Annotated in this window: 24 protein-coding genes, 1 tRNA gene and 1 pseudogene; 2 read left to right on the forward strand and 24 right to left on the reverse strand. The window is 64.4% G+C overall.

The window, feature by feature from the left end; genetic code table 11:
* Positions 1-8 precede the first annotated feature (8 nt).
* The 18 genes and pseudogenes from V5F77_RS25495 to V5F77_RS25580 form a co-directional block, all read right to left on the reverse strand.
* Positions 9-532: pseudogene (locus V5F77_RS25495) on the reverse strand (IS5 family transposase); the annotation flags it as partial.
* Between the two features lie 7 nt (positions 533-539).
* Positions 540-1,199, reverse strand: a complete 660-nt coding sequence (locus V5F77_RS25500; RefSeq protein WP_429007971.1) for a hypothetical protein — start codon at positions 1,197-1,199, stop codon at positions 540-542.
* A 372-nt stretch (positions 1,200-1,571) separates the two neighbouring features.
* A complete protein-coding gene (locus V5F77_RS25505) occupies positions 1,572-2,414 on the reverse strand; it encodes a hypothetical protein (protein WP_429007972.1) in 843 nt (280 codons plus the stop codon).
* A gap of 115 nt (positions 2,415-2,529) precedes the next feature.
* Positions 2,530-2,763, reverse strand: coding sequence for a helix-turn-helix transcriptional regulator (locus tag V5F77_RS25510; protein WP_429007973.1), 234 nt, complete (start codon positions 2,761-2,763; stop codon positions 2,530-2,532).
* Positions 2,764-3,151: 388 nt separating this feature from the next.
* Positions 3,152-3,613, reverse strand: a complete 462-nt coding sequence (locus V5F77_RS25515) for a hypothetical protein (protein WP_429007974.1) — start codon at positions 3,611-3,613, stop codon at positions 3,152-3,154.
* 236 nt (positions 3,614-3,849) lie between these two features.
* Entirely contained in the window at positions 3,850-5,079 is a 1,230-nt protein-coding gene (locus V5F77_RS25520) for a tyrosine-type recombinase/integrase (protein ID WP_429007975.1), read from the reverse strand.
* Positions 5,080-5,244: 165 nt separating this feature from the next.
* A tRNA-Phe gene (locus V5F77_RS25525) sits at positions 5,245-5,320 on the reverse strand.
* A 192-nt stretch (positions 5,321-5,512) separates the two neighbouring features.
* Positions 5,513-6,421 carry a carbohydrate ABC transporter permease gene (locus tag V5F77_RS25530; protein WP_429007976.1) on the reverse strand — a complete coding sequence of 303 codons (909 nt, stop codon included), beginning with the start codon at positions 6,419-6,421 and terminating at the stop codon, positions 5,513-5,515.
* 20 nt (positions 6,422-6,441) lie between these two features.
* Positions 6,442-7,389, reverse strand: coding sequence for a carbohydrate ABC transporter permease (locus tag V5F77_RS25535; protein WP_429007994.1), 948 nt, complete (start codon positions 7,387-7,389; stop codon positions 6,442-6,444).
* A gap of 94 nt (positions 7,390-7,483) precedes the next feature.
* Positions 7,484-8,836, reverse strand: coding sequence for an ABC transporter substrate-binding protein (locus V5F77_RS25540; RefSeq protein WP_429007977.1), 1,353 nt, complete (start codon positions 8,834-8,836; stop codon positions 7,484-7,486).
* A 66-nt stretch (positions 8,837-8,902) separates the two neighbouring features.
* Positions 8,903-9,952, reverse strand: coding sequence for an ABC transporter ATP-binding protein (locus V5F77_RS25545; RefSeq protein WP_429007978.1), 1,050 nt, complete (start codon positions 9,950-9,952; stop codon positions 8,903-8,905).
* A 79-nt stretch (positions 9,953-10,031) separates the two neighbouring features.
* Complete coding sequence (locus tag V5F77_RS25550; RefSeq protein ID WP_429007979.1) at positions 10,032-10,778, reverse strand: SDR family NAD(P)-dependent oxidoreductase; 747 nt, start codon at positions 10,776-10,778, stop codon at positions 10,032-10,034.
* A gap of 30 nt (positions 10,779-10,808) precedes the next feature.
* Positions 10,809-11,591 carry an SDR family NAD(P)-dependent oxidoreductase gene (locus V5F77_RS25555; RefSeq protein WP_429007980.1) on the reverse strand — a complete coding sequence of 261 codons (783 nt, stop codon included), beginning with the start codon at positions 11,589-11,591 and terminating at the stop codon, positions 10,809-10,811.
* A 9-nt stretch (positions 11,592-11,600) separates the two neighbouring features.
* On the reverse strand, positions 11,601-12,905 hold the full coding sequence (hisD, locus tag V5F77_RS25560; protein ID WP_429007981.1) for a histidinol dehydrogenase: 1,305 nt from the start codon (positions 12,903-12,905) through the stop codon (positions 11,601-11,603).
* 52 nt (positions 12,906-12,957) lie between these two features.
* Complete coding sequence (locus V5F77_RS25565) at positions 12,958-13,896, reverse strand: NAD(P)-dependent oxidoreductase (RefSeq protein WP_429007982.1); 939 nt, start codon at positions 13,894-13,896, stop codon at positions 12,958-12,960.
* A 28-nt stretch (positions 13,897-13,924) separates the two neighbouring features.
* Complete coding sequence (locus V5F77_RS25570; RefSeq protein ID WP_429007983.1) at positions 13,925-14,830, reverse strand: NAD(P)-dependent oxidoreductase; 906 nt, start codon at positions 14,828-14,830, stop codon at positions 13,925-13,927.
* Positions 14,817-15,710 carry an amidohydrolase family protein gene (locus V5F77_RS25575; protein ID WP_429007984.1) on the reverse strand — a complete coding sequence of 298 codons (894 nt, stop codon included), beginning with the start codon at positions 15,708-15,710 and terminating at the stop codon, positions 14,817-14,819. Before V5F77_RS25575 ends, V5F77_RS25570 begins: the two co-directional genes overlap by 14 nt.
* A 40-nt stretch (positions 15,711-15,750) precedes the next feature.
* Complete coding sequence (locus tag V5F77_RS25580) at positions 15,751-16,827, reverse strand: 4-hydroxythreonine-4-phosphate dehydrogenase PdxA (RefSeq protein ID WP_429007985.1); 1,077 nt, start codon at positions 16,825-16,827, stop codon at positions 15,751-15,753.
* A gap of 77 nt (positions 16,828-16,904) precedes the next feature.
* On the opposite strand from V5F77_RS25580, the gene V5F77_RS25585 reads away from it, so the two are divergent.
* Complete coding sequence (locus tag V5F77_RS25585) at positions 16,905-17,660, forward strand: GntR family transcriptional regulator (protein ID WP_429007986.1); 756 nt, start codon at positions 16,905-16,907, stop codon at positions 17,658-17,660.
* Positions 17,661-17,690: 30 nt separating this feature from the next.
* Here the strand turns inward: V5F77_RS25585 and V5F77_RS25590 are convergent, their stop codons facing one another.
* Genes V5F77_RS25590 through V5F77_RS25605 form a run of 4 tightly spaced genes read right to left on the reverse strand, consistent with a single transcriptional unit; the run spans position 17,691 to position 21,206 of the window.
* Entirely contained in the window at positions 17,691-18,506 is an 816-nt protein-coding gene (locus V5F77_RS25590; RefSeq protein WP_429007987.1) for a phosphodiesterase, read from the reverse strand.
* 5 nt (positions 18,507-18,511) lie between these two features.
* On the reverse strand, positions 18,512-19,579 hold the full coding sequence (locus tag V5F77_RS25595) for an ABC transporter ATP-binding protein (protein ID WP_429007988.1): 1,068 nt from the start codon (positions 19,577-19,579) through the stop codon (positions 18,512-18,514).
* Complete coding sequence (locus V5F77_RS25600) at positions 19,576-20,382, reverse strand: ABC transporter permease (protein ID WP_429007989.1); 807 nt, start codon at positions 20,380-20,382, stop codon at positions 19,576-19,578. Before V5F77_RS25600 ends, V5F77_RS25595 begins: the two co-directional genes overlap by 4 nt.
* A 5-nt stretch (positions 20,383-20,387) precedes the next feature.
* Positions 20,388-21,206: an ABC transporter permease gene (locus tag V5F77_RS25605; protein ID WP_429007990.1), complete on the reverse strand. Its 819-nt coding sequence runs from the start codon at positions 21,204-21,206 to the stop codon at positions 20,388-20,390.
* Positions 21,207-21,863: 657 nt separating this feature from the next.
* Between V5F77_RS25605 and V5F77_RS25610 the strand changes: the two genes are divergently transcribed.
* Positions 21,864-22,310, forward strand: a complete 447-nt coding sequence (locus tag V5F77_RS25610) for a hypothetical protein (RefSeq protein WP_429007991.1) — start codon at positions 21,864-21,866, stop codon at positions 22,308-22,310.
* On the opposite strand, the gene V5F77_RS25615 is transcribed toward V5F77_RS25610, so the two are convergent.
* Both V5F77_RS25615 and V5F77_RS25620 read right to left on the reverse strand, forming a co-directional pair.
* Entirely contained in the window at positions 22,258-22,593 is a 336-nt protein-coding gene (locus V5F77_RS25615) for a hypothetical protein (RefSeq protein ID WP_429007992.1), read from the reverse strand. The two genes, V5F77_RS25610 and V5F77_RS25615, sit on opposite strands and share 53 nt — an antisense overlap.
* A gap of 10 nt (positions 22,594-22,603) precedes the next feature.
* The coding region (locus V5F77_RS25620) for a hypothetical protein (protein WP_429007993.1) at positions 22,604-23,141 on the reverse strand (538 nt) is incomplete at its 5' end.

Below are 23,141 nucleotides of genomic sequence, written 5' to 3' on the forward strand. Positions count from 1 at the left end.
GTCAAGACTCATAACCAGTAGCTGAGAGTTGTGGCGATGCAGACGGCAGCGAGGAAGTTGACGGCGTTGCAGTCGTATTGGGCGGCGACGCACCGGAAGTCCTGGAGACGGCAGAACATGCGCTCGACGGCGTTTCGGTCGCGGTAGAGCACGGGAGAGAAGCAGTTCTTCCAGCGCTTGTTGGAGCGAGGCGGGATGTTCGGCATGGCGCCCATGCCCTCGACCTGCCGGCGGACGGCATCGCTATCGTAGCCCTTGTTGCCGTGGAGAATGCGGGCGCCAGGCATCTGGTGCAGCAGGACTGCTCCGGCGGTGCAATCAGCGATCTGTCCGCCGGTCAGCAGAAACGCGATCGGTCGGCAGTGGCGATCTGTCAGCGCATGGATTTTGGTCGTGCGCCCGCCCCGCGAGCGACCAATGGCCTGACTGCTCTCCCCCCTTTTCCTCCCGAAGCGGAGCGATGGGCTTTGACAGCCGAACTGTCGATCAGCACCTGGGTGGGAGGATCACCTGAGGGGACACCTGTCTCAAATTTGCGCCTAGAACGGTTTCCACCCTGTCCGCATTAAACTCACTCCTCCGTCGCGACGGCAAGCCTCATCATAGCCGCGAGCCGTCGTATCTCGTCCGCCATTGCGCTCGCGAGGTAGCAGCAGGAGGGAATCAGAGGAAAGCCTGGTCCCAACCGCCTTCAGGGCATATTGGGTCATGTGATCAGGGGTTACGAATACGCGCCCAACCCACATGTGCCGCACTCGCGTATCCCGGATCAGAGCAGCCTTGTTTTCAGTCACCCAGAGATGGAATTTCTCCCGAAAGCGAGACACAGGCGGCTGCAGAAAGATTGCATGGCAATGCAGGCCGTCATTCAGAGTGACATCCTTGATGTCGACTTTGGTGTGTTTTGGAACTGGCAGATCCGGCGCCACAAGCATCAAGGGCAGCTTATAACGCTCCTGAGGGGAATTTGGCCTACGGGCAAAACGCGTGATGATCCGGGAATATATCCGCTCGATATCGGCATGCATCTGATCGATTATTTTCGCTTTAAGCGAAAAAGTGAGAGGGTGAAACATGAAGCTGATGAAGAAGGGCTGATACCCTTGCTCAACTTTGTCTGAGACCCACTTTCCATAAGCGAACTGAAGCTCCCTGGCAGGCGTATAAGGTACGTCCTGATGTCCGAGATTAGAAGACATGATATATACCTCATATATGCAGATAATTGATACATTGCATAATTGACAGATATCTCATCATCGAATGTCTCTGTTTGTGATATAGACAATTGATGATGTTGATGTATGTCGATGATGCAGATTGTCATGTCTAAAGAAGCATGTGCTTCATAGCCAATTAGACATGACTCTTCATATGCAGTGCGATTTTGCATCACATTGAATAGGCGTGAGGTCGTTGCGATTGCGTTCGGGATTGCCACGGCGCCCGCTGGCGACATGACTAATTAACAGTATCGCAAAAATGACCCGTTCTCTGCGTTTCACCCTCAAATTGACGAGTTGCGGGGGCCTCGCATCTCTGCAAGGCCCCCATTTCTCAACTAATTGCGCTTAACCGCCTTTTTTTGTGCGCAGTTTTTCCACGCGCGTAACCCGGAAATTCGGATCCCCATCGACACGCCTGATTGTGAGAACACGCCCTTCCCCAATTTCCATCTCTTCGGTCTCCTGATGCCGACGACGACTCAGCTTCGCAGTGATCGAGTACACCTTCGGCAGCTTGAGCTCGTCCTCATCCCAATCGTCGCGAAACGTCGCAGTCTTGGTATTTACTTTATTCTCCGGTTTTCTACGCAGGAACGGCGGAATTGATGCTTCATCATCTAGATCATCATCGTCGATCTCATTTGAACTGCCACTTTCATCAGAAAAAGCGGCTACCTCCGTCTTCGTCTTCGTCTTCGTTTTCCGTGGGTCGTGCGCGGCCGCCAAATCGCATGCTTTCTGAAGGCCCCCGAGTTCTTTCAGCTTTTCAACCACGTCATCGGGGTCGGTATTCAACGTGATCACGACATAGCCGATGCCGCGCGCGTGCTTGTAGGCCCGCTTCGAGCTGGATACCGTCTTTGCGCGATGCATGAAGTGCATCACCGCCGTCATAAAGTCTTTCGGCCTTTTCCGGTTCTTCCAATAGGCGTGAGCCCAGAACTCCTTGCGTTGCTCGTCGTCTAACTCAATCGCAGCGGACAGAGCGGCCGCCTCCCCGCCCAGGTGGTAGACCGCTTCGCGGTGACCATTGCGAATTTCTCGGTATCGCCCGCTCACTTCCTCGAGCTGCTGGAACGGACTATTCGGCTTCGGAGAAAAAGCCTTGTTGGACTTCTTCTTCGTCTGCCTGGGAAAAGGCGCGCCCGATCTGGGCTTGCCCTTGGAATGACGATTACGCTTTGCCATGGTCGATGTCCTTTCAGTTCAGATAAAGCGGTGCCGTTTCTCCCGGCGCTGCCGTCGGGAGATCGTTCGTTGCGAATTTTGGGGAAAGGTGGGGTTGAAAGTCCCCCGATACGGGCTAGCTGTTGCTGTCGTTCTTGCCGGAGAGATCGTCGTGCTTCTTCACGAGCGCGACAATGTCGGACTCACGCCACACGGTGATGCGCGTTCCGATCTTGAGGGGCTGCGGGAAGCGACCAGATTTGATACCGCGCCACCAGGTGGATGCCGAGACCGGGATCGGCCCATCGGGCGCGATGATCTGATTCTGCCGCAGCAGCCGCTCGCACGGTCGTCCAAAACCTTCGCTCATTGAACTCTCCAATAGTATTGAGAAAACGATGGGGCTTGCTGCAGCATCCAGACTCGCCGAGGCGGTCCCCTGATGCGCTGTTCGGGAATGAGATCCGGGGGTGCTCGGGGACACGGCATAAAGAGCCTCTCGGTCTTGCGGGCATGCGGCCTCGATCTCGCAAATGACGAGTTGGAGCCGCGATGGTTGCGGGAAGGGTGGGGAATGGACGTGCGGGGTCGATGCACGGCACCGCAAAGGCGTCGCGCAGGCAGCCGTAAGGGTTCGCGCGCAACGTGAACGCGGCGTGCGAGCCTAAATGTCAGGAATGGGGGGCTGCGGAGCCTTTGGCGCCGCGGGCCACGACATGGCGGTCAGGCTGGCCGTCATGTCCATAAAGGGCTTTGGTTCAGCCCCTGATCAAGATTTCGATATTCTCGATAGGAACGCCTAGAGACTTGGACAACTCCTCCTTGGCCTTCGCGATCGTGAGGGCGCCGCCTTCGACAGGGTCGCTCTCTCCGGGGTCTTGGTCGCCTTCCGCAGTGTACTTATCGACCTTTTTGAGCTCGACAGCCTTTCCGGTCATAGCCCGGCCGAGGCTGATGCAGCTAAATTCCCATTCGAACCGCGAGATCGAGCCTCGGCGACCGACGATGTAACGGCCGCAACCCGCATCCTCGAGCTGTTTCGCCAAGGCGATTGCCGCTGTCCGGTCGGCTCCGATGATCTTCGCGATCCGCGTGATGCTGGTGTATGTAGCGTCGCGCTCCCGCTGAGCTGTGCTGTCCAACAGGAGGCGCGCATACGCGGTGGTGCTGTAGAGCGCATAGGTGCGTTTCACCACGTCATCGTGCACGTCGCTGGTCATGCCCTGCGGGCTCCAATGGGGGGCGCCGCGGCGCCGTTAACGGGGGGCACCGGTGCGGCGCCGCTGACCTAAAGAGCCATAAACCCACGCTATAAGCAAGAGATAAAAGAATTTAAACGCAATCTAGGATGCCGTAGGATTTAGAAATTCATATGAGATAAGGGTTTTGGCGTCAAAAAAATTTCTAAATGAGGCTTAGAGCAACCTAAGAGAGATTGCCGCTCCTCGCGCGTTCTTCAAGCTGCATCTCTGCCCGTCGACCCTTTGCGCACAAAGGCCTTGGCGGCGCGAAACTCATCCAGCATGTCCGCCCAGGCCTGCATGAGCACGACCCGCTCCGGCCAATAGGTGGCCCGGTTATAAGCGCGGCGGATTTCGTTCTGATCGATATGGGCGAGCGCCGCCTCGATCACATCCGGCGAGAAGCCGCGCTCGTTCAGAATGGAACTGGCGGTGGCGCGAAAGCCGTGGGCCGTCATCTCGTCCTGGGTGAAGCCCATGCGCCGCAGCGCCGAGTTCAAGGCGTTCTCGCTCAGCAGCTTCTTGTTCGAGCGGATGGACGGGAACACGAGTTCCCCCTCGCCCGTGAGAGGCCGGATCTCCGCCAGCACGCGAAGTGCCTGCTTCGAGAGCGGCACCTTGTGCGGCCGGCGCATCTTCATGCGTTCGGCGGGGATGCTCCAGACCGAGGTTTCGAAATCGAACTCGGCCCAGCGTGCGCCGCGGACCTCGCCAGGACGGCAGAAGGTGAGAGCCGTGAACAGCAAGGCGGATCGCAATGTCGGCCAACCATCATATTCGTCGATCGCCCGCATCAGGCCGCCGAGCGCCTGTGGCTCAATCAAAGCGGCCCGATGGGTAATTTTCGGCCGTTCAAGCGCATCACGAAGAGGGAATGTCGGGTCCGTCTCGGCCCGCAATGTCGCGATGGCGAAGCGGAATACGGTGCCAATGGCAGACCGCATACGGCGGGCTGTCTCGCGCCGACCACTACGCTCGATCTGCTGCAGGACGGCGAGAATCTCAACTGGGGTGATCTGAGCAATGGGGCGATTCGCCAAGGCAGGTCCGGCAAGGGTCTCTAACATCCAGCGGTTCTTGCTCATCGTGGCGGCGGCGGCTTCGCGCGCCTCCAGCCTTGCCAGATATTCCGCTGCGATCGCGCCGAACGTATTCTCCGCCGCCACGGATGCCGCCACCTTGTCGAGCTTGCGAACGGTGGACGGGTCCTCGCCGTTGAGCAACTGCTTCTTGGCCTCATCGCGCTTGAGGCGCGCGTCGGCCAGCGACGTGGTGGGATAAGGCCCGAAGGAAAGCTGCTTCGGCTTGCCGGCGAACCTATAGGCCAGGCGCCAGATGCGGCTGCCGTTCGGACTGACCAGCACATGCAAGCCGCCGCCGTCGAATAATTTGTAAGGCTTGTCCTTCGGCTTGGCGTTGCGAAGCGCGAGGTCGGTGAGCGACATGTGTAGGCATCTCTTTTGTAGGCACGACGCAGATGCCTACGAACATGCCTACAAATCGATGAGATGCAACGGCACGGCGAGATACGTCACGACCCCTTGAAAGGGGTTCAAGCCGTTGATTTTAAATGAATTTGAAGCTTCGTGAGACGCTCTGAAAAGAGCAAATGGTGCCCAGGGGCGGAATCGAACCACCGACACTGCGATTTTCAGTCGCATGCTCTACCAACTGAGCTACCTGGGCATCCGCAAGGCCGAAACCTCTTGGAGACGGGTGTGTATAGTGTCTCGTCGGCGCGCTGTCCATAGCCGGCAGGGGCACAGTGTGCGCCTGTGGATGGCGATGGCGGGAGCCTAGGCCTGGACTGGATTTGCGGGTCCTCGCACAAGATCCGCAACGGCGCGGACGAAACATCGCCCGCGCGCCAGCAGGCGCTCACTCCTTCACGGCGCCGGCGAGCGAGGAGACGTAGTGGTTCACGAAGAAGGAATAAAGGATGCAGATCGGCAGCGAGCCCACCAGCGCCCCGGACATGAGCGCGCCCCAGCGGTAATTATCGCCGTCGGTGAACACGGTGACGATGGCGATGGGCACGGTCTTGTTTGCTTCCGACTGGATGAACACCAAGGCATAGATGAATTCGTTCCAGCACAAGGTGAAGCAGAAGATGCCGGCCGAGATCAGCCCCGGCACCGCCAGAGGCAGGATGATCTTGATGAGGATCTGTAGCCGCGAGGCGCCGTCCATCAGCGCGCATTCCTCCAGCTCGTAGGGAATGGTCTTGAAATAGCCGATCAGCAGCCAGGTGGAGAACGGGATCAGGATCGTCGGGTAGGTCAGGATCAGCGCGAACGGGCTGTCGAACAGGCCATAGGTCGAGACCACTACCGCGAGCGGGATGAACAGAACCGAGGGCGGCACGAGATAGGCGAAGAAGATCATCACGCCGACGAAGCGCGCACCCCGGAAGCGGATGCGGGTGATGGCGTAGGCGGCCAGCACCGAGGCGGCCAGCGACAGCGCGGTGGCCGTCACCGAGACCATCATGGTGTTGAGCAGCCAGCGCGGATAATGCGAACCGAAGAGCAGGTCCTTCAAGTGCTGCAGCGTCGGCTGCCACACCCAGAACGGGTTGAAGGTATTGAAATCCGTCAGCTCCGCCGTGGATTTGAACGAGGTCAGCGTCATCCAGTAGAACGGAAACAGCAGCACGAACAGGATGATGGTGAGCGGGACATACAGATAGACCACCCGCTTCGGCAGGGTTTCCAGATAATCCATGCCCTCGCCTTCGGGGGTGGACCTGATCTTGCGCCCGATCCGGGCCGCCGATGTGTCAGCCATGGTCGCCTCCGTGGGATTGCTCATTGGTCGTTCCCCTGCTGCCATTTCTGCCGCTGCAGGCCGAACCAGGAAATCATGATGGCGCCCAGCAGGAACGGGATCATCGCGACCGCGATGGCCGATCCCTCGCCGAGCTGGCCGCCGAGGATCGCGCGCTGGTAGGAGAGCGTCGCCATCAGATCGGTGGCGTTGGCCGGGCCGCCGCGCGTCAGCACCCAGATCAGTTGGAATTCGGTGAAGGTGAACAGCACCGAGAAGGTCATCACCACGGCGATGATGGGCGTGAGCATGGGATAGGTGATGCGGCGGAACATCTGCCAGCTTGAGGCGCCGTCGATGGTGGCGGCCTCGTAGAGGGAGACCGGCACGGTCTGCAGTCCGGCCAGCAGGGTGATGGCGATGAACGGGATGCCGCGCCATACATTGGCGAAGATCACCGATGCGCGCGCGAGATTGCGATCGCCCAGGAAGTTGATGTTGTGGTCGATCAGCCCGAGGGATTTCAGCGACCAGGAGATGACCGAGAACTGGCTGTCGAGGATCCACCAGAAGGCGATGGCCGAGAGCGCGGTCGGCACGATCCAGGGCAGCAGCACCACGGCGCGGATCAGCGCCTTGAAGGGCAGCCGCTTGTTCAGCAGGATCGCAAGATAGAAGCCGATGACGAACTTGAAGATGCTCGCCCCGGCCGTGAAAATCAAAGTATTCATCACCGCGATGATGAAAACCGGGTCGTCCATCAGCCAAATGTAATTGCCGAGGCCGATGAATTCCCCCGGACTTCCCATGCGCGTGTCGGTGAAGCTCAGCCACACGCCATAGGCCAGGGGGTAGGCCAGGAACAGGATCAAGAACGCCACCGCCGGCAGCATGAACCAGATCGCCTGCCAGTTTCGGTTTCCGCTCAGCGCCATCCACCGCGAACGGCGGACCGGCGTTTCCGGCTTGGTTGCCACTTGGGCGTTCATGATGAGGCTCATCCCGAATCTCTGCGCTGTTCAGCGGGCATCGTGGCCGCCCGGCGCGAGAGGCACCGGGCGGCCGTGCGAAGGTCGGCCAGGCTCAGCGATAGATGCGCTGGGCCGAGCGGGCGGCGTTCGCCATGGCTTCCTTTTCGTTCGAGCGGCCGGTGCAGACCGACGCGAACATGTCGACGAGGATGAAGTCGGCGAGCGCCGCCGCCGCGCGCCGATCGAGCGCGCCGCGGAAGCCGGGCCAGAGGCTGCGGGCCGTCGCCTCCCGGAAGATCTTGATCTTCGGGTCGGAGGTCCACACCGGGTTGGAATCGTAGGCGTTGAGTGTCTGGGTCAGGTAGCCGCGCGAGCTTTCCAGCCAGGGGTTCATCTGGTTGGCTTCCATCAGGAACGCCATGAACGCCTTACAGGCCTGCGGATACTTGGTGTATTTGAACGCCACCAGCGGGAAGGCGAGCTGCAGCTCGGTCGGCTTGCCGGCCACCCCGATGGGATAGACCGCGTGGTCCATGTCGGCGGCGAGCGCCGCCATCTTCGCCGCCTGCTCCTTGGCCCCCGCGTCCGCGCCTTCCGGCGCTTTCGATTGCGCCAGCGCGTTTTGGTAGATCGAGCAGCCGTTGTTGGTGAGATAGCATTCGCCGGCCGCGAACGCCGCATTGTTGGTGGGGTCGAGCCAGGACGCGGTGCCCGGCAGGAAGGTCTCGTAGAGCGCCTTCACATAGCGCAGCGCGTCGGCGGTTTCGGGCGCGTCGATGATGACCTTGCCCTTCTCGTCCACCAGCGAGGCATTGTGGCTCCACAGCGCCCAATGCAGCCAGGCGTTGGCGTCTGCGGTGGCGCGGCCGAGCGGCAGGCCGGCGGGGGTATTGTTTGCCTTCAGCGCCTTGCACAGCTCGAGAAAGGCGGCGTTGGTGGTCGGGAATTCGGAGAACCCGGCCTTCTTCATCGCCGAGATGCGGTAATTGATGTAATTGCCGTTCACCGCGACCGGAATGCAGATCCACTTGGCGCCGCTGCGGCCGAAGGTCGGCGAGGCGCCGATCCAGCCGCCGTACTTGCCGCCGAGATAGTCGGCGACATCGGTGACATCAACCGCATGGTCCGGGAACAGATGGGGCAGGGAGAACAGGCCCCAGAACATGTCGGGGCCGCTGCCCACGTTCACCGCCACCGAGGCCTTGGGCTGGATGTCGTCCCAGTTCTCGGAGACGACCGTGATCTTGGTGCCGGTGGCCTTGGTGAAGGCCTCGGTGATGGCCATGAAGGCCTTGTCCTCGGCTTCCAGATAGCGGCGCCAGCGGGTGATCCGCAGCTCGGCTCCCGCTTCCGGCTTCCACGAATTGGTGGCGGCCCATGCCTTGGCGAATGATGCAAGATCGGTGCTGGCGGCGACGCCGACGGCGGCGGCCCCGGTCAGGAATGTTCGACGGTCCAATGTCATCAGGCTCTCCTCCCACCAGGATCTTCACAAGCGAGATCCTTTGTTTTTAAGCTCTTGGATACGCGGCTAGTTCAGGCGTGCCCCCGTTTCGGCATCGAACAGGTGCTCGATGCCCGCGTCCGGGGCCACGGTGAGCCGGTCGCCCGGCGCGATCGCGAGCCGCTCGCGCAGCACGCAATTGATGTCCTGGCCGGCGATGCGCGCGATCACATGGGTCTCGGCGCCGGTCGGCTCCACCACCACCACCTCCACGGCGACGCCCGCGGGATCGAGGCGCAGATGCTCGGGGCGCACGCCGTAGACCGCCGGCCCCGTCTTGACGGCGCGCGATTGCAGCGGCAGCACGATGCCCTGACCGAGGTCGAATCCGGCCGGGGTGATCTTGCCGTTGAGAAAATTCATCGCCGGCGACCCGATGAAGCCGGCGACGAACTGGTTCGCCGGCATGTCGTAGAGGTCGAGCGGCGCGCCGATCTGCTCCACCACGCCCTCGCGCATCACCACGATCTTGTCGGCCATGGTCATGGCCTCGATCTGGTCGTGGGTGACGTAGATCATGGTGGTGCCGAGCTTCTGGTGCAGCTCCTTGATCTCGGCGCGCATGGTCACGCGCAGCTTGGCGTCGAGGTTGGAGAGCGGTTCGTCGAACAGGAACAGCTGCGGGTCCCGCACGATCGCCCGGCCCATGGCGACGCGCTGCCTCTGCCCGCCGGACAACTGGCGCGGAAAGCGGTCCAGCAACGCGCTGAGGCCGAGGATCTGGGCGGCGTGGTCCACCCGCTCCGCAACCTTGGCCTTGGGCGCCCGCTGCAGATCGAGTGAGAAGCCCATGTTGGCCCGCACCGTCATGTGCGGGTAGAGGGCATAATTCTGGAACACCATGGCGATGTCGCGCTGCTTGGGCGGCACGTCGTTGACCACCCGCTCGGCGATGCGGATCTCGCCGCCGGAAATGCTCTCCAGCCCCGCGATCATGCGCAGCAGCGTGGATTTCCCGCAGCCCGACGGGCCGACCAGCACGACGAATTCACCGTCGGTGATGTCGATCGACACGCCGTCGATGATCGCGGCGGCGCCGAACCGCTTCTTGACGTCACGAACTTCGACTGAGGCCATGTCTTCATCTCCCTGTTGGTGCGAACCGCGTTGGCGCGGCGTTTTTTGTTGGGCCGGCGGGTGCGCCGGCCGGGTCGCGTCAATGGATGAATTGCCCGCCGTTGACGTCGAGGATGGAGCCGGTGACGAAGCGGGCGAGATCGGACGCCAGGAACAGGCAGACGCAGGCGACGTCGTCCGCCGTGCCGAGGCGGCCGAGCGGGATGTCGGCGGCGATCTGCGCCTTGCGCTCGGCGCTCATCTTGCCCTGGAAGATGTCGGTATCGATGGTGCCGGGCGAGACGGCGTTGACGCGGATGCGGTCTTGCCCGAGTTCGCGGGCCAGGGATTTCGTCAGGCTGTGCACCCCGCCTTTGGCGGCGGCGTAATGCGGCCCGCCGAACAGCCCGCCGCCGCGCTGGGCGGCGATGGAGCCGAAGCACACGATGCTGCCGCCGCGTTCACGCATATGCGGCACCGCCGCCTGGCACATGTTGAGGGTGCCGCGCAGGCTCACGTCGATCACGAGGTCGAACTTCTCCTGCGTGATCTCCATCAGGCGGTCGCTCTGGCTGACGCCGGCGGCGTTCACCACCACGTCGATCCGCCCATATTCCGCCAGCACGGCGGCGATCAGCGCGTGGCACTGTTCCAGGTCGGCGACATCGCAGGCGAAGCCGCGATGCGCCGCGCCGATGCCGGCCGCGGCGACCTCAGTGGCGATGGCGTCGAGATCGACGATCACCACCCGCGCGCCCTCTTCGGCGAACCGCTTCGCCGTGGCGCGGCCGATCCCGCGTTCGGAGGCGGCGCCCGTTATGATCGCAACCTTGCCTTCGAGCAGCATGAAACACACTCCAGTTGGGGGGCGGTGCCGTCAGTCGGCGGTCCAGCCGCCGTCGATCACGAGGGATGCGCCGGTCATCAGGGCGGAGGCGTCGGAGGCGAGGAACACCACCGCGCCGATCAGGTCTTCCACCTTGCCGATGCGCCCGAGCTTGATCTTGCTCAGCACCTCGGCGCGGAACGCGGGGTTGCTCAGGAAATTGCCGGAGAGCGGCGTCTCGATGAAGGTCGGGCACAGCGTGTTGACGCGGATGCCATAGGGCGCGAGGTCGACCGCCATCGCCTTGCTCATGCCCTCCATCGCCCATTTCGAGGCGCAATAGACGGTGCGCGTGGCCGCGCCCACATGGCCCATCTGCGAGGACATGTGGATGATGGAGCCGCCGCGGCCCGCCGCCACCATGCCGCGCGCAACCGCCTGCGCCATGAAATAGGCGGCGCGCACGTTGAGCCCCATGATGACGTCGAAGTCCTCCACCGGCACGTCGAGGAACGGCTTGGTGCGGTTGGTGCCCGCGTTGTTCACCAGGATGTCGTAGGGCGCGTGCCTCTCCAGCGCGGCGGGGATGGTCTCCACCGCGCTCACGTCCAGGGTCAGGGTATCGGCCGAGCCGCCGTCGCGGATGATCTCGTCCGCCGCCGCCGTGATCTCGTCCGCCGAGCGGGCGGCGAGGGTGACATGGGCGCCCATGGCCGCGAGGGTGCGTGCCGAGGCAAGGCCGATGCCGCGTCCGGCGCCGCTGACGAGGGCGCGCTTGCCGGTGAGGTTGAAGGCGGGGACGTATCCGCCTGCCGTGCTGTCGAGGATGTTCATTCCCGCCCCCTATTCCGCGGCCGTGGCATAGGGAATGTTGCGCCCGCCATAGCGGCGCACGCGGATGTTGGCCTGCTCGGCATGGCCGGCGAAGCCCTCCAGCATGCAGAGGCGCGAGCAATATTCGCCGATCATCGCGGATGCGGCGTCGGTGGTGACGCGCTGGTAGGTGACCGTCTTGATGAACTTGCCCACCCACAGGCCGCCGGTGTAGCGGGCGGCGCCCAGCGTCGGCAGGGTGTGGTTGGTGCCGATCACCTTGTCGCCGAACGCGACATTGGTGCGCGGGCCGAGGAACAAGGCGCCGTAATTGCGCATGTTGTTCAGGAAATAATCCGGGTCGCGGGTCATCACCTGCACGTGCTCGGAGGCGATGCGGTCGGCCTCGCGGACCATTTCCTCATAATCGTCGCACACGATCACCGCGCCATAGTCGGCCCAGGACTTGGCGGCGATCTCGCCGGTCGGCAGGATGGTCAGCAGGCGCTCCACCTCGGCCATGGTCTCGCGCGCCAGCTTCTCCGAATTGGTGAGGAGGATGGCGGGGGAGTTGGGTCCGTGCTCGGCCTGGCCGAGCAGGTCGGTGGCGCACATCTCCGCATCAACGCTCTCGTCGGCGATGACCAGGGTTTCGGTGGGGCCGGCAAACAGATCGATGCCCACGCGGCCGAACAACTGGCGCTTGGCCTCCGCCACGAAGGCGTTGCCGGGACCCACCAGCATGTCCACCGGGGAAATGGTCTGGGTGCCGATGGCCATGGCGCCGACCGCCTGCACACCGCCGAAGCAATAGATCACGTCGGCGCCCGCCAGGTGCTGTGCCGCCACCACCGCCGGCGCTGGCTTGCCGTGGAACGGCGGGGCGCAGGTGACGATGTTTGGCACCCCCGCCACCTTCGCCGTCACCACCGACATATGGGCCGAGGCCAGCAGCGGATATTTGCCGCCCGGCACGTAGCAGCCGACCGAATTCACCGGGATGTTCTTATGGCCGAGCACCACGCCCGGCAGCGTCTCCACCTCGATGTCGCGGAGCGCGTCCCTCTGGTGCTGGGCGAAATTGCGCACCTGCTCCTGGGCGAACTTGATGTCCTCGATGTCGCGCCCCGAAAGCTCGCCCATGCAGTCGCGAATCTCGCGGTCGGTGAGGCGATAATCGGCGCGATCCCAGCCGTCGAACTTCACCGAGAGATCGCGCACCGCATCGTCGCCGCGCGCCTCGATGTCGGCGAGGATGCCTTCCACCACGGCCCGGACCTTGGCTTGATCGGCCGCCTTGTCGGCGCTCTGGCGCCCTTCTTTGAGAATCCGCATGGTCTGCTCCCGCCACCTTTGGGTGGCCTGTAGGTGTGTGAGAGGCTGCGGCTCAGGCCGCGTCGCGCGTCTTGGGGGGCGCCGGTTGGTGGACGCCGGCCCAATCCTCGATGACCGTGGAAATGCGCGAGCAGTCGTCCTTGCCCATGCCCTGGCTCATGAAGAACTGCCACATCTGGCGCACCGAGGAACCGAGCCACATGGGCACGCCGGCCCGGTCCGCCTCTTCCAGGCAGAGCACCACGTCCTTGTGCATCAGCTCGGTGCGGAAGTTCTGGTTGTAGGTGCGGGGCACGACGAAGTTGGGATAGGCCACTTCCGAGACCCAGGAACGGCCGGAACCGGCATTGATCACCTTGAACAGCAGCTCGGGGTCGATGCCGCCCTTCTCGGCGAACGCCATCGCCTCGCCCACCGCGATCATGTTGGTGGCGGTGAGGATGTTGTTGGCGAGCTTCACGGTCTGCGCCTGGCCGACCTCGGAGCTGATCTCCACCACCGCGCGGGCGAAGCTGTCGAAGAACGGCCGGGCCTTTTCCACCGTCGCCTTGGGGCCGGCGGTCATCACCGCCAGCGTGCCGTTGACGACGCCGATGGGACCGCCGCTCACCGGCGCGTCGAGGGTGGCGATGCCGCTCTTGCCGAGCACCTCCGCCACGTGGCGGATCATGGTCGGGCCGATGGTGGACATATCCACGTAATGGCGCATGGCGCTGCCTTCGCAGAGCCCGTTCTCGCCCAGCGCCACATGCTCCACGATGGCCGGGGTGGGCAGGGACGAGAACACGATCTCGGCGGCGTCCGCCACCGCGCGCGGGCTTGTCCCGGCCGAGGCGCCGAGCGCGACGGCGCGGTCCACGGCGGCCTGATCGAGGTCGTAGACATGGACGGCGAGGCCCTTGCCGCGCGCGCGCTCTACCATGGCCGCGCCCATGGCGCCGAGGCCGACGAAGCCGTAAGTCTGCTGGACGTTGGAGGTGCTGGAAGACATCGCAGGTTTCCTTTGCTCAAGCCCGTGTTCACGCCGGGGCGTGGCGCGGCTGCGCATCGTGATCGTAGAGTTCGAGGATGGCCGAGGTGTCGCGTTCGCTGCCGCCTAGGGCGACATAACGGTCGTAGAGCCGGAGGGCCTCGTCCATCATGGGGGTCGGCGCGCCGGCGGAATCCGCAAGCTCCTTCACCATGTGCATGTCCTTGACGAGCTGGCGGGTATAGGCGCGCGGACGGAAATCCCGTTCGGCGAACCGCGGGAAGATCTGCCGCAGCAATTCCCCGTCCGCGTGGCCGCCGCTGACGCAGGCCGGGACGCTCGACACTGCGATGCCCGCCTGCTCGGCGAGCTTGGCACCCTCCGCCAGCACCACGTAGAGGCACGACACCATCAACTGGCTGACCATCTTGGCGGTGAGCCCGGCGCCGGTGGGCCCGACATGGGTGAAGGCCGAGGAAATATCCGCGAACAGCGGCGCGAGACGCTCCATCTCGCCCGCCGGGCCACCCGCCATCACGGCGAGCTTTCCATCCGCCGAGGCGGGCGGGCCGCCGGAGACCGGCGCGTCGATCCAGGCGCAGCCGGTCTGGTCTGAAAGGCGCGCGGCGAAGGCGCGGCAGCGCTCCACCTCGATCGTGGAGAAATCCACCAGGACCTGCGGCGGGCGCATGACCTGCGCGACGCCGTCCGGTCCGAACACCGCCTGCTCGACCGCCGCCGGGGTCGGCAGATTGAGCAGCACCGCATCCGCGCCGGCCACCGCGTCCGCAGGATCCAGCGCCGGCTTTGCGCCGGCTGCGACGGCCTGTGCGAGGCGGTCGGCGCTGATGTCATAGGCGCGCACTTCGTGCCCGCGCGCCACGAGGCGCGCGGCCATGGGGCCGCCCATCAGGCCCACGCCGATATAGGCGAGCGTGAGCCTAGTCGATGGCATAGAAGTGGATCGCATTGTCGTGGAAGAGCTTGGTCCGCTCCTCCTGGGTGAAGCCGGAGGTGATGGTCTTGTAGCCGCTGAAGATTGTATCGAGATCGCCGCAGACGCTGTCGACGGGGAAATTGCTGCCGAACATGCAGCGATCCACGCCGAAGAAATCAATGATGGACAGGACGATGTCGCGGTTGTTCTCCACCGTCCAGGGAGTGCCCGGCAGGCCGATGCCGGAGATCTTCACCGCCACGTTCGGACATTTGGCGAAGGCGCGCATGGCGGCCTTCCAGCCGGCGATGCCGTTTTCGCTGCGATCCGCCGGCAGCCCGGAATGCAGCAGGATGATTTGCGTGTCTGGAAAAGCGCGGGCGAGGTCGGCAGCATCGTCCAGGTGCCACCAATGGGTCTGCAGGTCGAACCGCAGGCCGTTCTCCTTCAGGCGCGCGAAGCCCTGTCGCCACACCGGATCCATCATGGTGCTTTGCACAGAGGTGCCGGGAGTCTTGCTGCCCACCGGCTTGTGGCGCACACCCCGCACGAACGGGAAGGCCGCGAGACGCTCCAACACTTCGGCGACGTTGGGCTGGTCCATCCAGGCTTGCCCGACCGCGACGTTCGGCCAGCCGGTCTGCTTGCGCATCTCGGCGATGAAGGCCATCTCGCCGATGGGATCGGTGGGGTCCCATTCCGCCTCGATATAGACGGTCTTCACCACCTGGTGGCCCTTGGCGTCCTTCTTATAGTCTTCCGGATAGTATTTGCGGCAAATGGCGGAATAATCGCCATACCGGAAAGGAATCAGCGGCTTCTCGCACAGCCAGGGATAATTCTGGGTGGTCGGATCCCAGAAATGGACATGCGCGTCGACCATCGGGAAAGAATCCACGACTGCAATCTCCCTTATTTTTTCGTCGCTCGGATGCCGCTCAGGCGGAAATGGCGGCGCTTGATTTCAAACCTTCGGCAGGGGTGGCCTTGCGGGAAGCCAGGCTGGCGGCGAGCAGCAGCGTGGCGCGCATCGCACCGGGATGCGCCTTGCCCTTGCCGGCGATGTCGTAGGCGGTGCCGTGAGCCGGCGTGCAGATGGGGAAATCAAAGCCGCCGAAGAGGACCACGCCCTTCTCGAAATTCATCAGCTTCATCGCGATCTGGCCTTGGTCGTGATACATGGTCAGCACGGAATTGAATTCGCCGCGGGTGGCCCGGACGAACACGGTGTCGGGAGAGAACGGCCCGTCGCAATCGATCCCGAGCGCGCGTCCTTCGGCCACGGCGGGGGCGATCACCTCGATTTCCTCGCGGCCGAAATTGCCGTTGTCGCCGGCATGGGGATTGAGGCCCGCGACCGCGATCCTGGGCTGGGCGACCCCGCCGGCGCGCATGATGCGGTCTGTCATGATCAGGCGGCCGAGCACGGCCTCGCGGCTGATCAGGGAGGCCACCTGGGACAGCGGCACGTGGGAGGTGACGCGGCCGGTCCAGATGTCCGCCACGTTGAATTCCGCAACGCCGGTGCCGGTGCCGAGGATTTCCGAGATGAAAACGATCTCGTCCTGGTAGGCGGGATAGGCGAGGCGCATCGCGTATTTGTTGAATGGCGTGAAGCAGAGCGCGTCCAGCACGCCCTCGTCGGCGAGGCGGATGCCGGCGCGGAAATTCTCCAGTGCGAACGCGCCGCCCTCGCAGGTGGCTTCCCCCTGGCGCAAATGGCTCAAATCGGGCTGCGCGCCCACTTCCACCAGCACGTGCCCGCCGTGCGCGGCGATGGCGTCATGCGAGAGGGTATTCAGGGGAAGAATGGGCAGGTCGAGGCTGATGCCGCAGGCGGCCGCGGCTGCCTCCAGCATGCGCCGGTTGCCGAGGACGACGAGCTGCATGGCGTCGGCGATGGCGGGGTCGGTGAGCATGCGAGCGCTGAGTTCGGCGCCGATGCCGCCGGGATCGCCCATGGCGAAGCCCATGACACACCGCTCCTGTCCGCTTTTGGCGGCCGAAAGTCCCATGCTTGGCTCCTCCCACGGGGCGATCTCCGTCGCCCTCACAAAGTGTATACAGTATTCTGCACGCAGTGGGCAGACGCTTGCAAGCATTTTTTTTTGCGCTAGACACAGTCAGGAACAACTTCGAGTTTGCCGTGACCTTGCTCCGTGGACCGACCCCCACCGTGGATTATCAAGAGTCCCCAATTCAGCAGCGCACGCTGCATGATGAAGTGGCGATGCGTATTCGCGACATGATCGTCGAAGGGCGACTCGATCCGGGAAGTCGTATCAATGAAGTTCAGCTCGGGCGGTCGCTCGGCGTCTCCCGAACACCATTGCGCGAAGCCCTGAAGACGCTGGCAAGTGAAGGATTGGTGGATCTGGTGCGCAACAAGGGCGCCATCATCCGAAAGTTTGCGCTGGTCGAAACCATCGACATGATGCGCGCGCTGGGTGCGATCGAGCAAACCTGTGCGCGCATGGCCTGCGATATCGCAACCGATGCGGAGATTTCCCTCTTCCGCACGACCCATGACGAGATGGTTGCCGAGTATGAGGCGCGCAATCGGCTCGCGTATTTCAAGCTGAACCAGCAGCTCCACCAATTATTGGTGGATATGTCGCACAATGAGACGCTCGCGCGCTTTCACCGCACCGTGCAGGAGCGGCTGCGCCGGGTGCGGTTCATCGGCAACGACAAGCCGAAGATCTGGACCGAGGCGGTCAATCAGCACATCGAAATGGCGGCTGCGCTGGCGGCGCGCGACAAGGACAGGTTGCACCTGATCCTGGAGCGCCATCTCGATCTGACGCTCCGCCGCCTGCAGGAAGCCTCGCAGGAAAGCGAGCTTTAGCATCGGCGGGGGTCCCGCCGGTCCTCCCGCTCAGCGGAGCAGGCGCTTTTCCGCGCCGAAGAACGGGTGTGGCCCATCATAGGTGCCGATGAAGCTGAGGTGCGTCACCAATCGCCCCGCGTCGAAGCGGTGCAGATGCAGGCCCGGCGGCTCCATGTGGAAGCCCGGCTCGCCCGAGGGGTCGAAATCCAGGCTCACAGCATGGGCCGGCGAGGGGCAGATGGAGGTCGTTGCCCCGGCGAAGCGCGTGAACACCGTGCGGTGGACATGCCCGCATACCAAAGCCAGCACCTGGGGATGGCGCGCCACAACGGCTTCCAGCGCGTCCGCGTCGCGCAAATTCTGCACGTCCATGTGATGGATGCCGGTGAGAAACGGCGGATGATGCAAGGCGATCAGTGTCGGCCGGTCCGGCGCCGCCGCGAGGGTCTCCTCCAGCCAGCCGAGCGTCTGGGGGCCGAGTTCGCCATGGGGCGCGCCTGGCACGCTGGAATCCAGCATCACCAGGCGGACCGGAAAATCCTCGATCAGATAATTCAGCTTACCCGCCCGTGTCCGCGCGGCGATCGCGGGAAACGCGGCGGCGAGCCCCGCCGTGCTGTCGTGATTGCCGGGAATGGGCAGCAGCGGCATGGCCAGGGAGGCGGTCAGCGCCTGGAAGCGGGCGTATTCCTCCGGCCGGTTGAAATCGGTGAGGTCGCCGGTGACGAGGAGCACGTCGGGCCGCGCGGGCAGGGCATTGAGATGCGCCACCGCTTTTTCCAGATAAGCGGCGGTGTCCACCACCCCATAGGCGAGGGTGCCGGGCATGCGGATATGGGTGTCGGTGATCTGGGCAATCAGCATGGGTGTCACACCGGAACGAGGCGGGAAGGATCGATGGCGAGGCCGACGCGCGCGCTGAGCATAAGCGGTTCTTCGGGCGCGGTTTCCACGATGATACGGCTGCCGTCGGGCGCCGCGAGCACCACCCGCTGGCGCGCGCCGAGGAAATGCACCTGGGCGACGGTGAAATGCAGGCTCGCCTCCGACAGCGGGCAAATGCGCGCGACCTCCGGGCGGAAGGCGAGGGCGGCGCGCGCCGCATCGCCCCCGGCATGGGGCAGGAATCCGGCGGCGGTCTCGAAGCGCCCGGCGCGAATCGCGCCTTCGAGGCGGTTGGTGGTGCCGACGAACGAGGCGACGAAGGCATCGGCCGGCTTGAAATAGATCTCGCGCGGCGTGCCGATCTGGGCGATGGCGCCCTGGCGCATCACCACGATCCGGTCGCCGAGCGCCAGCGCCTCGGCCTGGTCGTGGGTCACATAGATGGCGGTGATGGCAAGGGAGCGCAGCAGCGCGTCGATCTCGGTGCGAAGATGCTCGCGCAAGGCGGCGTCGAGCGCGGTCAGCGGCTCGTCCAGCAGGATCACGCGGGGGCGCACGGCCAGCGCGCGGGCGAGCGCAACCCGCTGGCGCTGGCCGCCCGAGAGCTGGTCAATGCGGCGGGTGGCGAGTTGGTCGATGCGCATCATCTCCAGCACTTCGGCGGCGCGCTTCAGCCGCTCCGCCTTGGCCACGCCCCGCACGCGCAGGCCGTAGGAGACGTTCTCGATCACGTTCATATTGGGGAACAGCGCATAGGATTGGAACACCATTCCCACATGCCGCTTCTCGATCGGCAGCGCGGTCACGTCCGCACCGTCGAAGGTCACCGCGCCGCCGGCATCCGGGGCTTCGAGGCCCGCGATGATGCGCAAGGTGGTGGTCTTGCCGCACCCCGAGGGGCCGAGCAGAACCAGCGTCTCTCCGGCGGCGACGGAAAGGTCCAGCGGTTCCAGGGCGCGGGTGCCGTCGGCGAAGGTTTTCGCGCAGCCTGTCAGAGTGATGGCGGCGCCCTGGATCGCGAGGGCAGGGGAGGGCAGGGGTGGTTCGGTCACGGGCGGTGCTTCCGGTTCATGGCCCGCCGCTCGCCGCCGACGAACTGGATGGCGAGCAGCAGGGGCACGATCATGATGAAGAAGACGAGCGTATAGGCGCTCGCGATTTCGAGCCGCATGGAGGCATAGCTATCGGCCAGCCCCACCGGCAAAGTGGCGGTGAGCGGGGTGTGCAGCATCCAGGTCAGGTTGAATTCGCCGATGGAGAGCGTCACCACCATCAGCGCACCGGCGAGAATGCCCGGCCGGGCATTGGGCACCACCACCTGGACGAAGCGCTGCCAGGGTGAGGCACCGAGGCTCGCGGCGCCTTCCTCCAGCGTGCGCACGTCCACGGCCGCGAGCACCGCCATCACCGCGCGCAGCATGAAGGGGAGGGTGTAGAGCACATGCCCCACCAGAATGAAGGCATCGCTGGCGCGAAAGGCGCGGATGCCGCCATAGGCGAGGATCAACGCCAGGGCGAGCGCCAGCCCGGGGATCGCAACCGGCAGGGTCACGATCTCCTCCACCAGGCGCGAGAAGCGGCCGGGCTTCCTCACCAGCGCCCAGGCGGCGGGCACCCCGATCAGCAGGGTCACGGCAAGCGTGCCCAGCGCGATCAGGATCGAGCGGAAGATGGTGGGGGCATAGAGCCCCCACACCTGCGCCACCCAATCCAGCGTCAGGCCGGAGCGCACCCCCTGGAAATAATTGACCGTTACACCCGCAAGTATGGATGTCAGGGCCGGTACGACCAGAAAAGCGGCCGCAAGCAGCGTCACAATGAGCTGAAAGCCGAAAACGAGGGGATTCGCGCGCATGGTCTTTATCCCGCCGCCGCGACGCCGGATCCGGCGAAATTGCGGGTCGCCGCCAGCACGCCCCAGGTGATGAGCCCGAGCGCCAGGGACAGGGCGCAGGCGCTGGAGAAGTTCGCGGCGAGGGTGAATTCGGTATAGATCGTCATGGCCAGCACATCAATGCGGGTGGCGAGGGTGAAAGCGGTGCCGAACGCCCCCATGGCGGTGGCAAACGCGATGGCGCCGCAGGCCATGAGCGCGGGGGCGAGGCCCGGCAAGATCACGTCGCGCAGCACCTCAAGCCGCCCCGCGCCGAGCGAGCGCGCGGCTTCGGTCAGGGCGGGATCGAGCTTTTCCGCCGCCGCCATCAGCGTCACCAGCACGCGCGGCAGCGAGAAATAGACATAGCCCGCGAACAGGCCCGCCATGGAATAGGCGAACACCCATTTGCCGATGCCGAGGCTTTGGGTGATGCCGCCCAGGAGCCCCTGCCGTCCGGCCAGCAGAATGATCATGAAGCCGACCACCACGCCGGGAAAGGCGAGCGGCAAGGTGAGCATGGAGATGAGAAAGGCGCGCCCGGGGAACCGGTTCTGCGCCAGGAACAGTGCCACCACGGTGCCGATCGCCAAAGTCGCGAGGGTCACGCTCGCGGAAAGGATCAGGGTGGCCAGGAGCGTGTTGAAGTGGCGCGGATTGGTGAGGATGACGAGATATTCCGCAATCCCGTTCGGTCCGTCGCCGGCCACCACCACCACCCGCACCAGGGGCAGCAGGAAGAAGGCGAGCACGAACACGCCCAGCGGCAGCAGCAGGAGGTTCGCCAGTCGGTCGGCGCTGTTCATGGATGTCCGAGGTCCTCGGTGAGTGTTGCTCCTCCCCCCGCATAAGGGGGAGGGGAGTTTTTGGCGCGGGGGAGGTGCCTTCCCCCTTCCGCCGCCAGCGCCGGCCGCCCCTCGTCCCGTCGGGGAGAGGGTTGGGGTGAGGGGCATGCGCTTTTCCTTGGCCGGCCAGCCCCCTCACCCGCCCGCTGCGCGGTCGACCTCTCCCCGTCGGGGAGAGGTGGTTTGCTTGCAAGAGCGATGACGCATCGGGAAAACGCCTTACGGTGTGCACCTTGCTCCCCCTCTCCCCGACGGGGAGAGGGTTGGGGTGAGGGCGCTGCGCGTTTTCTTGGCCGCCCGTCCCCTCACCCGCCGCTGCACGGTCGACCTCTCCCCGTGGGGGGAGAGGTGATGTGCTTGCAAGGGGCGATGACGCATCGGGACAAAGCCTTACGGCGTGCACCTTGCTCCCCCCTCTCCCCAACGGGGAGAGGGTTGGGGTGAGGGGGTAGCTCTCTGAAGCGCGGCACTTGGTTCTGCAGCGTCGGACACATGGTTGTTCACCGCAGAAATCCCCTCTTTGGGCACCATAAGAGCCTCGACAGAGCCTCTCAAGACCGGTAGCAAAAGAGTGTCGGGGGCGGGATGGCCCGCCCCGCAGAAGGGGAAAGCCCTCCTATGTCGAACGTCACCGCCCTCAAATCTTCTCGCGCCACCTCCCGCAAACCGGCACGCGCCAGGAGCCGCCCTAAGCCGACGGGTGCATCGCTCCGCCAGCGCATCGCTGCAGGCGCGGCCGTCGCCCTGGAAGTCGTCCTGACCGGCCTCTCCCTGTCCCACCAAGCGGTGGGCGTGGGCATCATCGTGGTCAGCGCCAGCGAATGGGAGCGCTGGTCGATGGCAGCGGGCATCGACTGCACCTATCTGGTCTGCCGCGCGTCCATGCTCTGCGCCCCGGACGAGGCGTCGCGGAAGCATGTGGCCACATGGGCTCTGCCGACGTCGCTGGTCGCGGGGTCCAGGCCGAGCTGCCCCACGGTGATCAGGCTCGGGATCGCGACGCCGATGCCGATCATTGCAGGCCGTACAGCAGAAGGCCGGCCGAGGTGGCGGAGATGCCATTGATCGGGCTCACGATCGTCGCCCACAGGGCCACGCCACACAGCGGGAGCAAGGCACCGGCCGGGCGGGTGTACGGCAACGCGATTCCGCTCTCGTCCTCGATCAGCACGGTGCCTGCTGTCTCAAAACTGAGGAAGCGCCAGCGGTCCCGGATCGGCCCCTGCGCGCCGATCCCGAGATCGATCCGCCCGCTCTCAGGCCACACCATGCCGGGATAGACGAGCACCACGTGACGCACCGCCGGGTCGCTCGCCCGCACTTCCCATCCGCGATAGTTCTGAGCCATATCAAGCCTCCTAGGGCACCGTGCCGGTGTAACTCGCCATGCCGCCGCCGACCCGCGTCACCTCGACGTAGAGGCCCGAAGTCGGAAATCCGTACACGGCCGTCATGGCGTCGCTCGTGAAGGTCCACGTGGGATCGGTGACGGTCACGGTGGTGAGCACCGCATTGTTGGTGATGTCGCGATTGAGGACCGACCAGCTGGCGCCCTCGACGTCGTCCCACGTCACCACCAGGTCGGAGCCGGAGTGATGCGCGGCGATTCCGGTGGGCGCCGGCAGTCCGCCGCCCGCGCCGATCTCCTGCACCAGCACCGCGGCCGGTCCCTGGATGCCGCCGACGAGCTGGGCGACGTTGACGTAGGCATAGCCGGCGAGCGAGCCATAGGCGGCATTTTGCGCCGCCGCCGTGAACGTCCAGCTCCCGCCCGTCACATCCACGATGGCGAGGGTGGCGCCGGTGGTGACGCTGATGTTGCGCAGGTGATAAGTGGCGCCCGGCTCGGCGTCCCATGTCACCAGGATGTCGCTGGATGACGGCGCGCGGTCCGCT

It is taken from the genome of Roseixanthobacter psychrophilus (assembly GCF_043195195.1).
GTDB lineage: Bacteria > Pseudomonadota > Alphaproteobacteria > Rhizobiales > Xanthobacteraceae > NCEH01.

Coding starts and splice junctions, on each gene's coding strand:
- V5F77_RS25500 (WP_429007971.1), bottom strand. CDS start 1,199: ATGTCTTCTAATCTCGGACATCAGGACGTACCTTATACGCCTGCCAGG.
- V5F77_RS25505 (WP_429007972.1), bottom strand. CDS start 2,414: ATGGCAAAGCGTAATCGTCATTCCAAGGGCAAGCCCAGATCGGGCGCG.
- V5F77_RS25510 (WP_429007973.1), bottom strand. CDS start 2,763: ATGAGCGAAGGTTTTGGACGACCGTGCGAGCGGCTGCTGCGGCAGAAT.
- V5F77_RS25515 (WP_429007974.1), bottom strand. CDS start 3,613: ATGACCAGCGACGTGCACGATGACGTGGTGAAACGCACCTATGCGCTC.
- V5F77_RS25520 (WP_429007975.1), bottom strand. CDS start 5,079: ATGTCGCTCACCGACCTCGCGCTTCGCAACGCCAAGCCGAAGGACAAG.
- V5F77_RS25530 (WP_429007976.1), bottom strand. CDS start 6,421: ATGGCTGACACATCGGCGGCCCGGATCGGGCGCAAGATCAGGTCCACC.
- V5F77_RS25535 (WP_429007994.1), bottom strand. CDS start 7,389: ATGAACGCCCAAGTGGCAACCAAGCCGGAAACGCCGGTCCGCCGTTCG.
- V5F77_RS25540 (WP_429007977.1), bottom strand. CDS start 8,836: ATGACATTGGACCGTCGAACATTCCTGACCGGGGCCGCCGCCGTCGGC.
- V5F77_RS25545 (WP_429007978.1), bottom strand. CDS start 9,952: ATGGCCTCAGTCGAAGTTCGTGACGTCAAGAAGCGGTTCGGCGCCGCC.
- V5F77_RS25550 (WP_429007979.1), bottom strand. CDS start 10,778: ATGCTGCTCGAAGGCAAGGTTGCGATCATAACGGGCGCCGCCTCCGAA.
- V5F77_RS25555 (WP_429007980.1), bottom strand. CDS start 11,591: ATGAACATCCTCGACAGCACGGCAGGCGGATACGTCCCCGCCTTCAAC.
- hisD (WP_429007981.1), bottom strand. CDS start 12,905: ATGCGGATTCTCAAAGAAGGGCGCCAGAGCGCCGACAAGGCGGCCGAT.
- V5F77_RS25565 (WP_429007982.1), bottom strand. CDS start 13,896: ATGTCTTCCAGCACCTCCAACGTCCAGCAGACTTACGGCTTCGTCGGC.
- V5F77_RS25570 (WP_429007983.1), bottom strand. CDS start 14,830: ATGCCATCGACTAGGCTCACGCTCGCCTATATCGGCGTGGGCCTGATG.
- V5F77_RS25580 (WP_429007985.1), bottom strand. CDS start 16,827: ATGGGACTTTCGGCCGCCAAAAGCGGACAGGAGCGGTGTGTCATGGGC.
- V5F77_RS25590 (WP_429007987.1), bottom strand. CDS start 18,506: ATGCTGATTGCCCAGATCACCGACACCCATATCCGCATGCCCGGCACC.
- V5F77_RS25600 (WP_429007989.1), bottom strand. CDS start 20,382: ATGCGCGCGAATCCCCTCGTTTTCGGCTTTCAGCTCATTGTGACGCTG.
- V5F77_RS25605 (WP_429007990.1), bottom strand. CDS start 21,206: ATGAACAGCGCCGACCGACTGGCGAACCTCCTGCTGCTGCCGCTGGGC.
- V5F77_RS25610 (WP_429007991.1), top strand. CDS start 21,864: ATGTCGAACGTCACCGCCCTCAAATCTTCTCGCGCCACCTCCCGCAAA.
- V5F77_RS25615 (WP_429007992.1), bottom strand. CDS start 22,593: ATGGCTCAGAACTATCGCGGATGGGAAGTGCGGGCGAGCGACCCGGCG.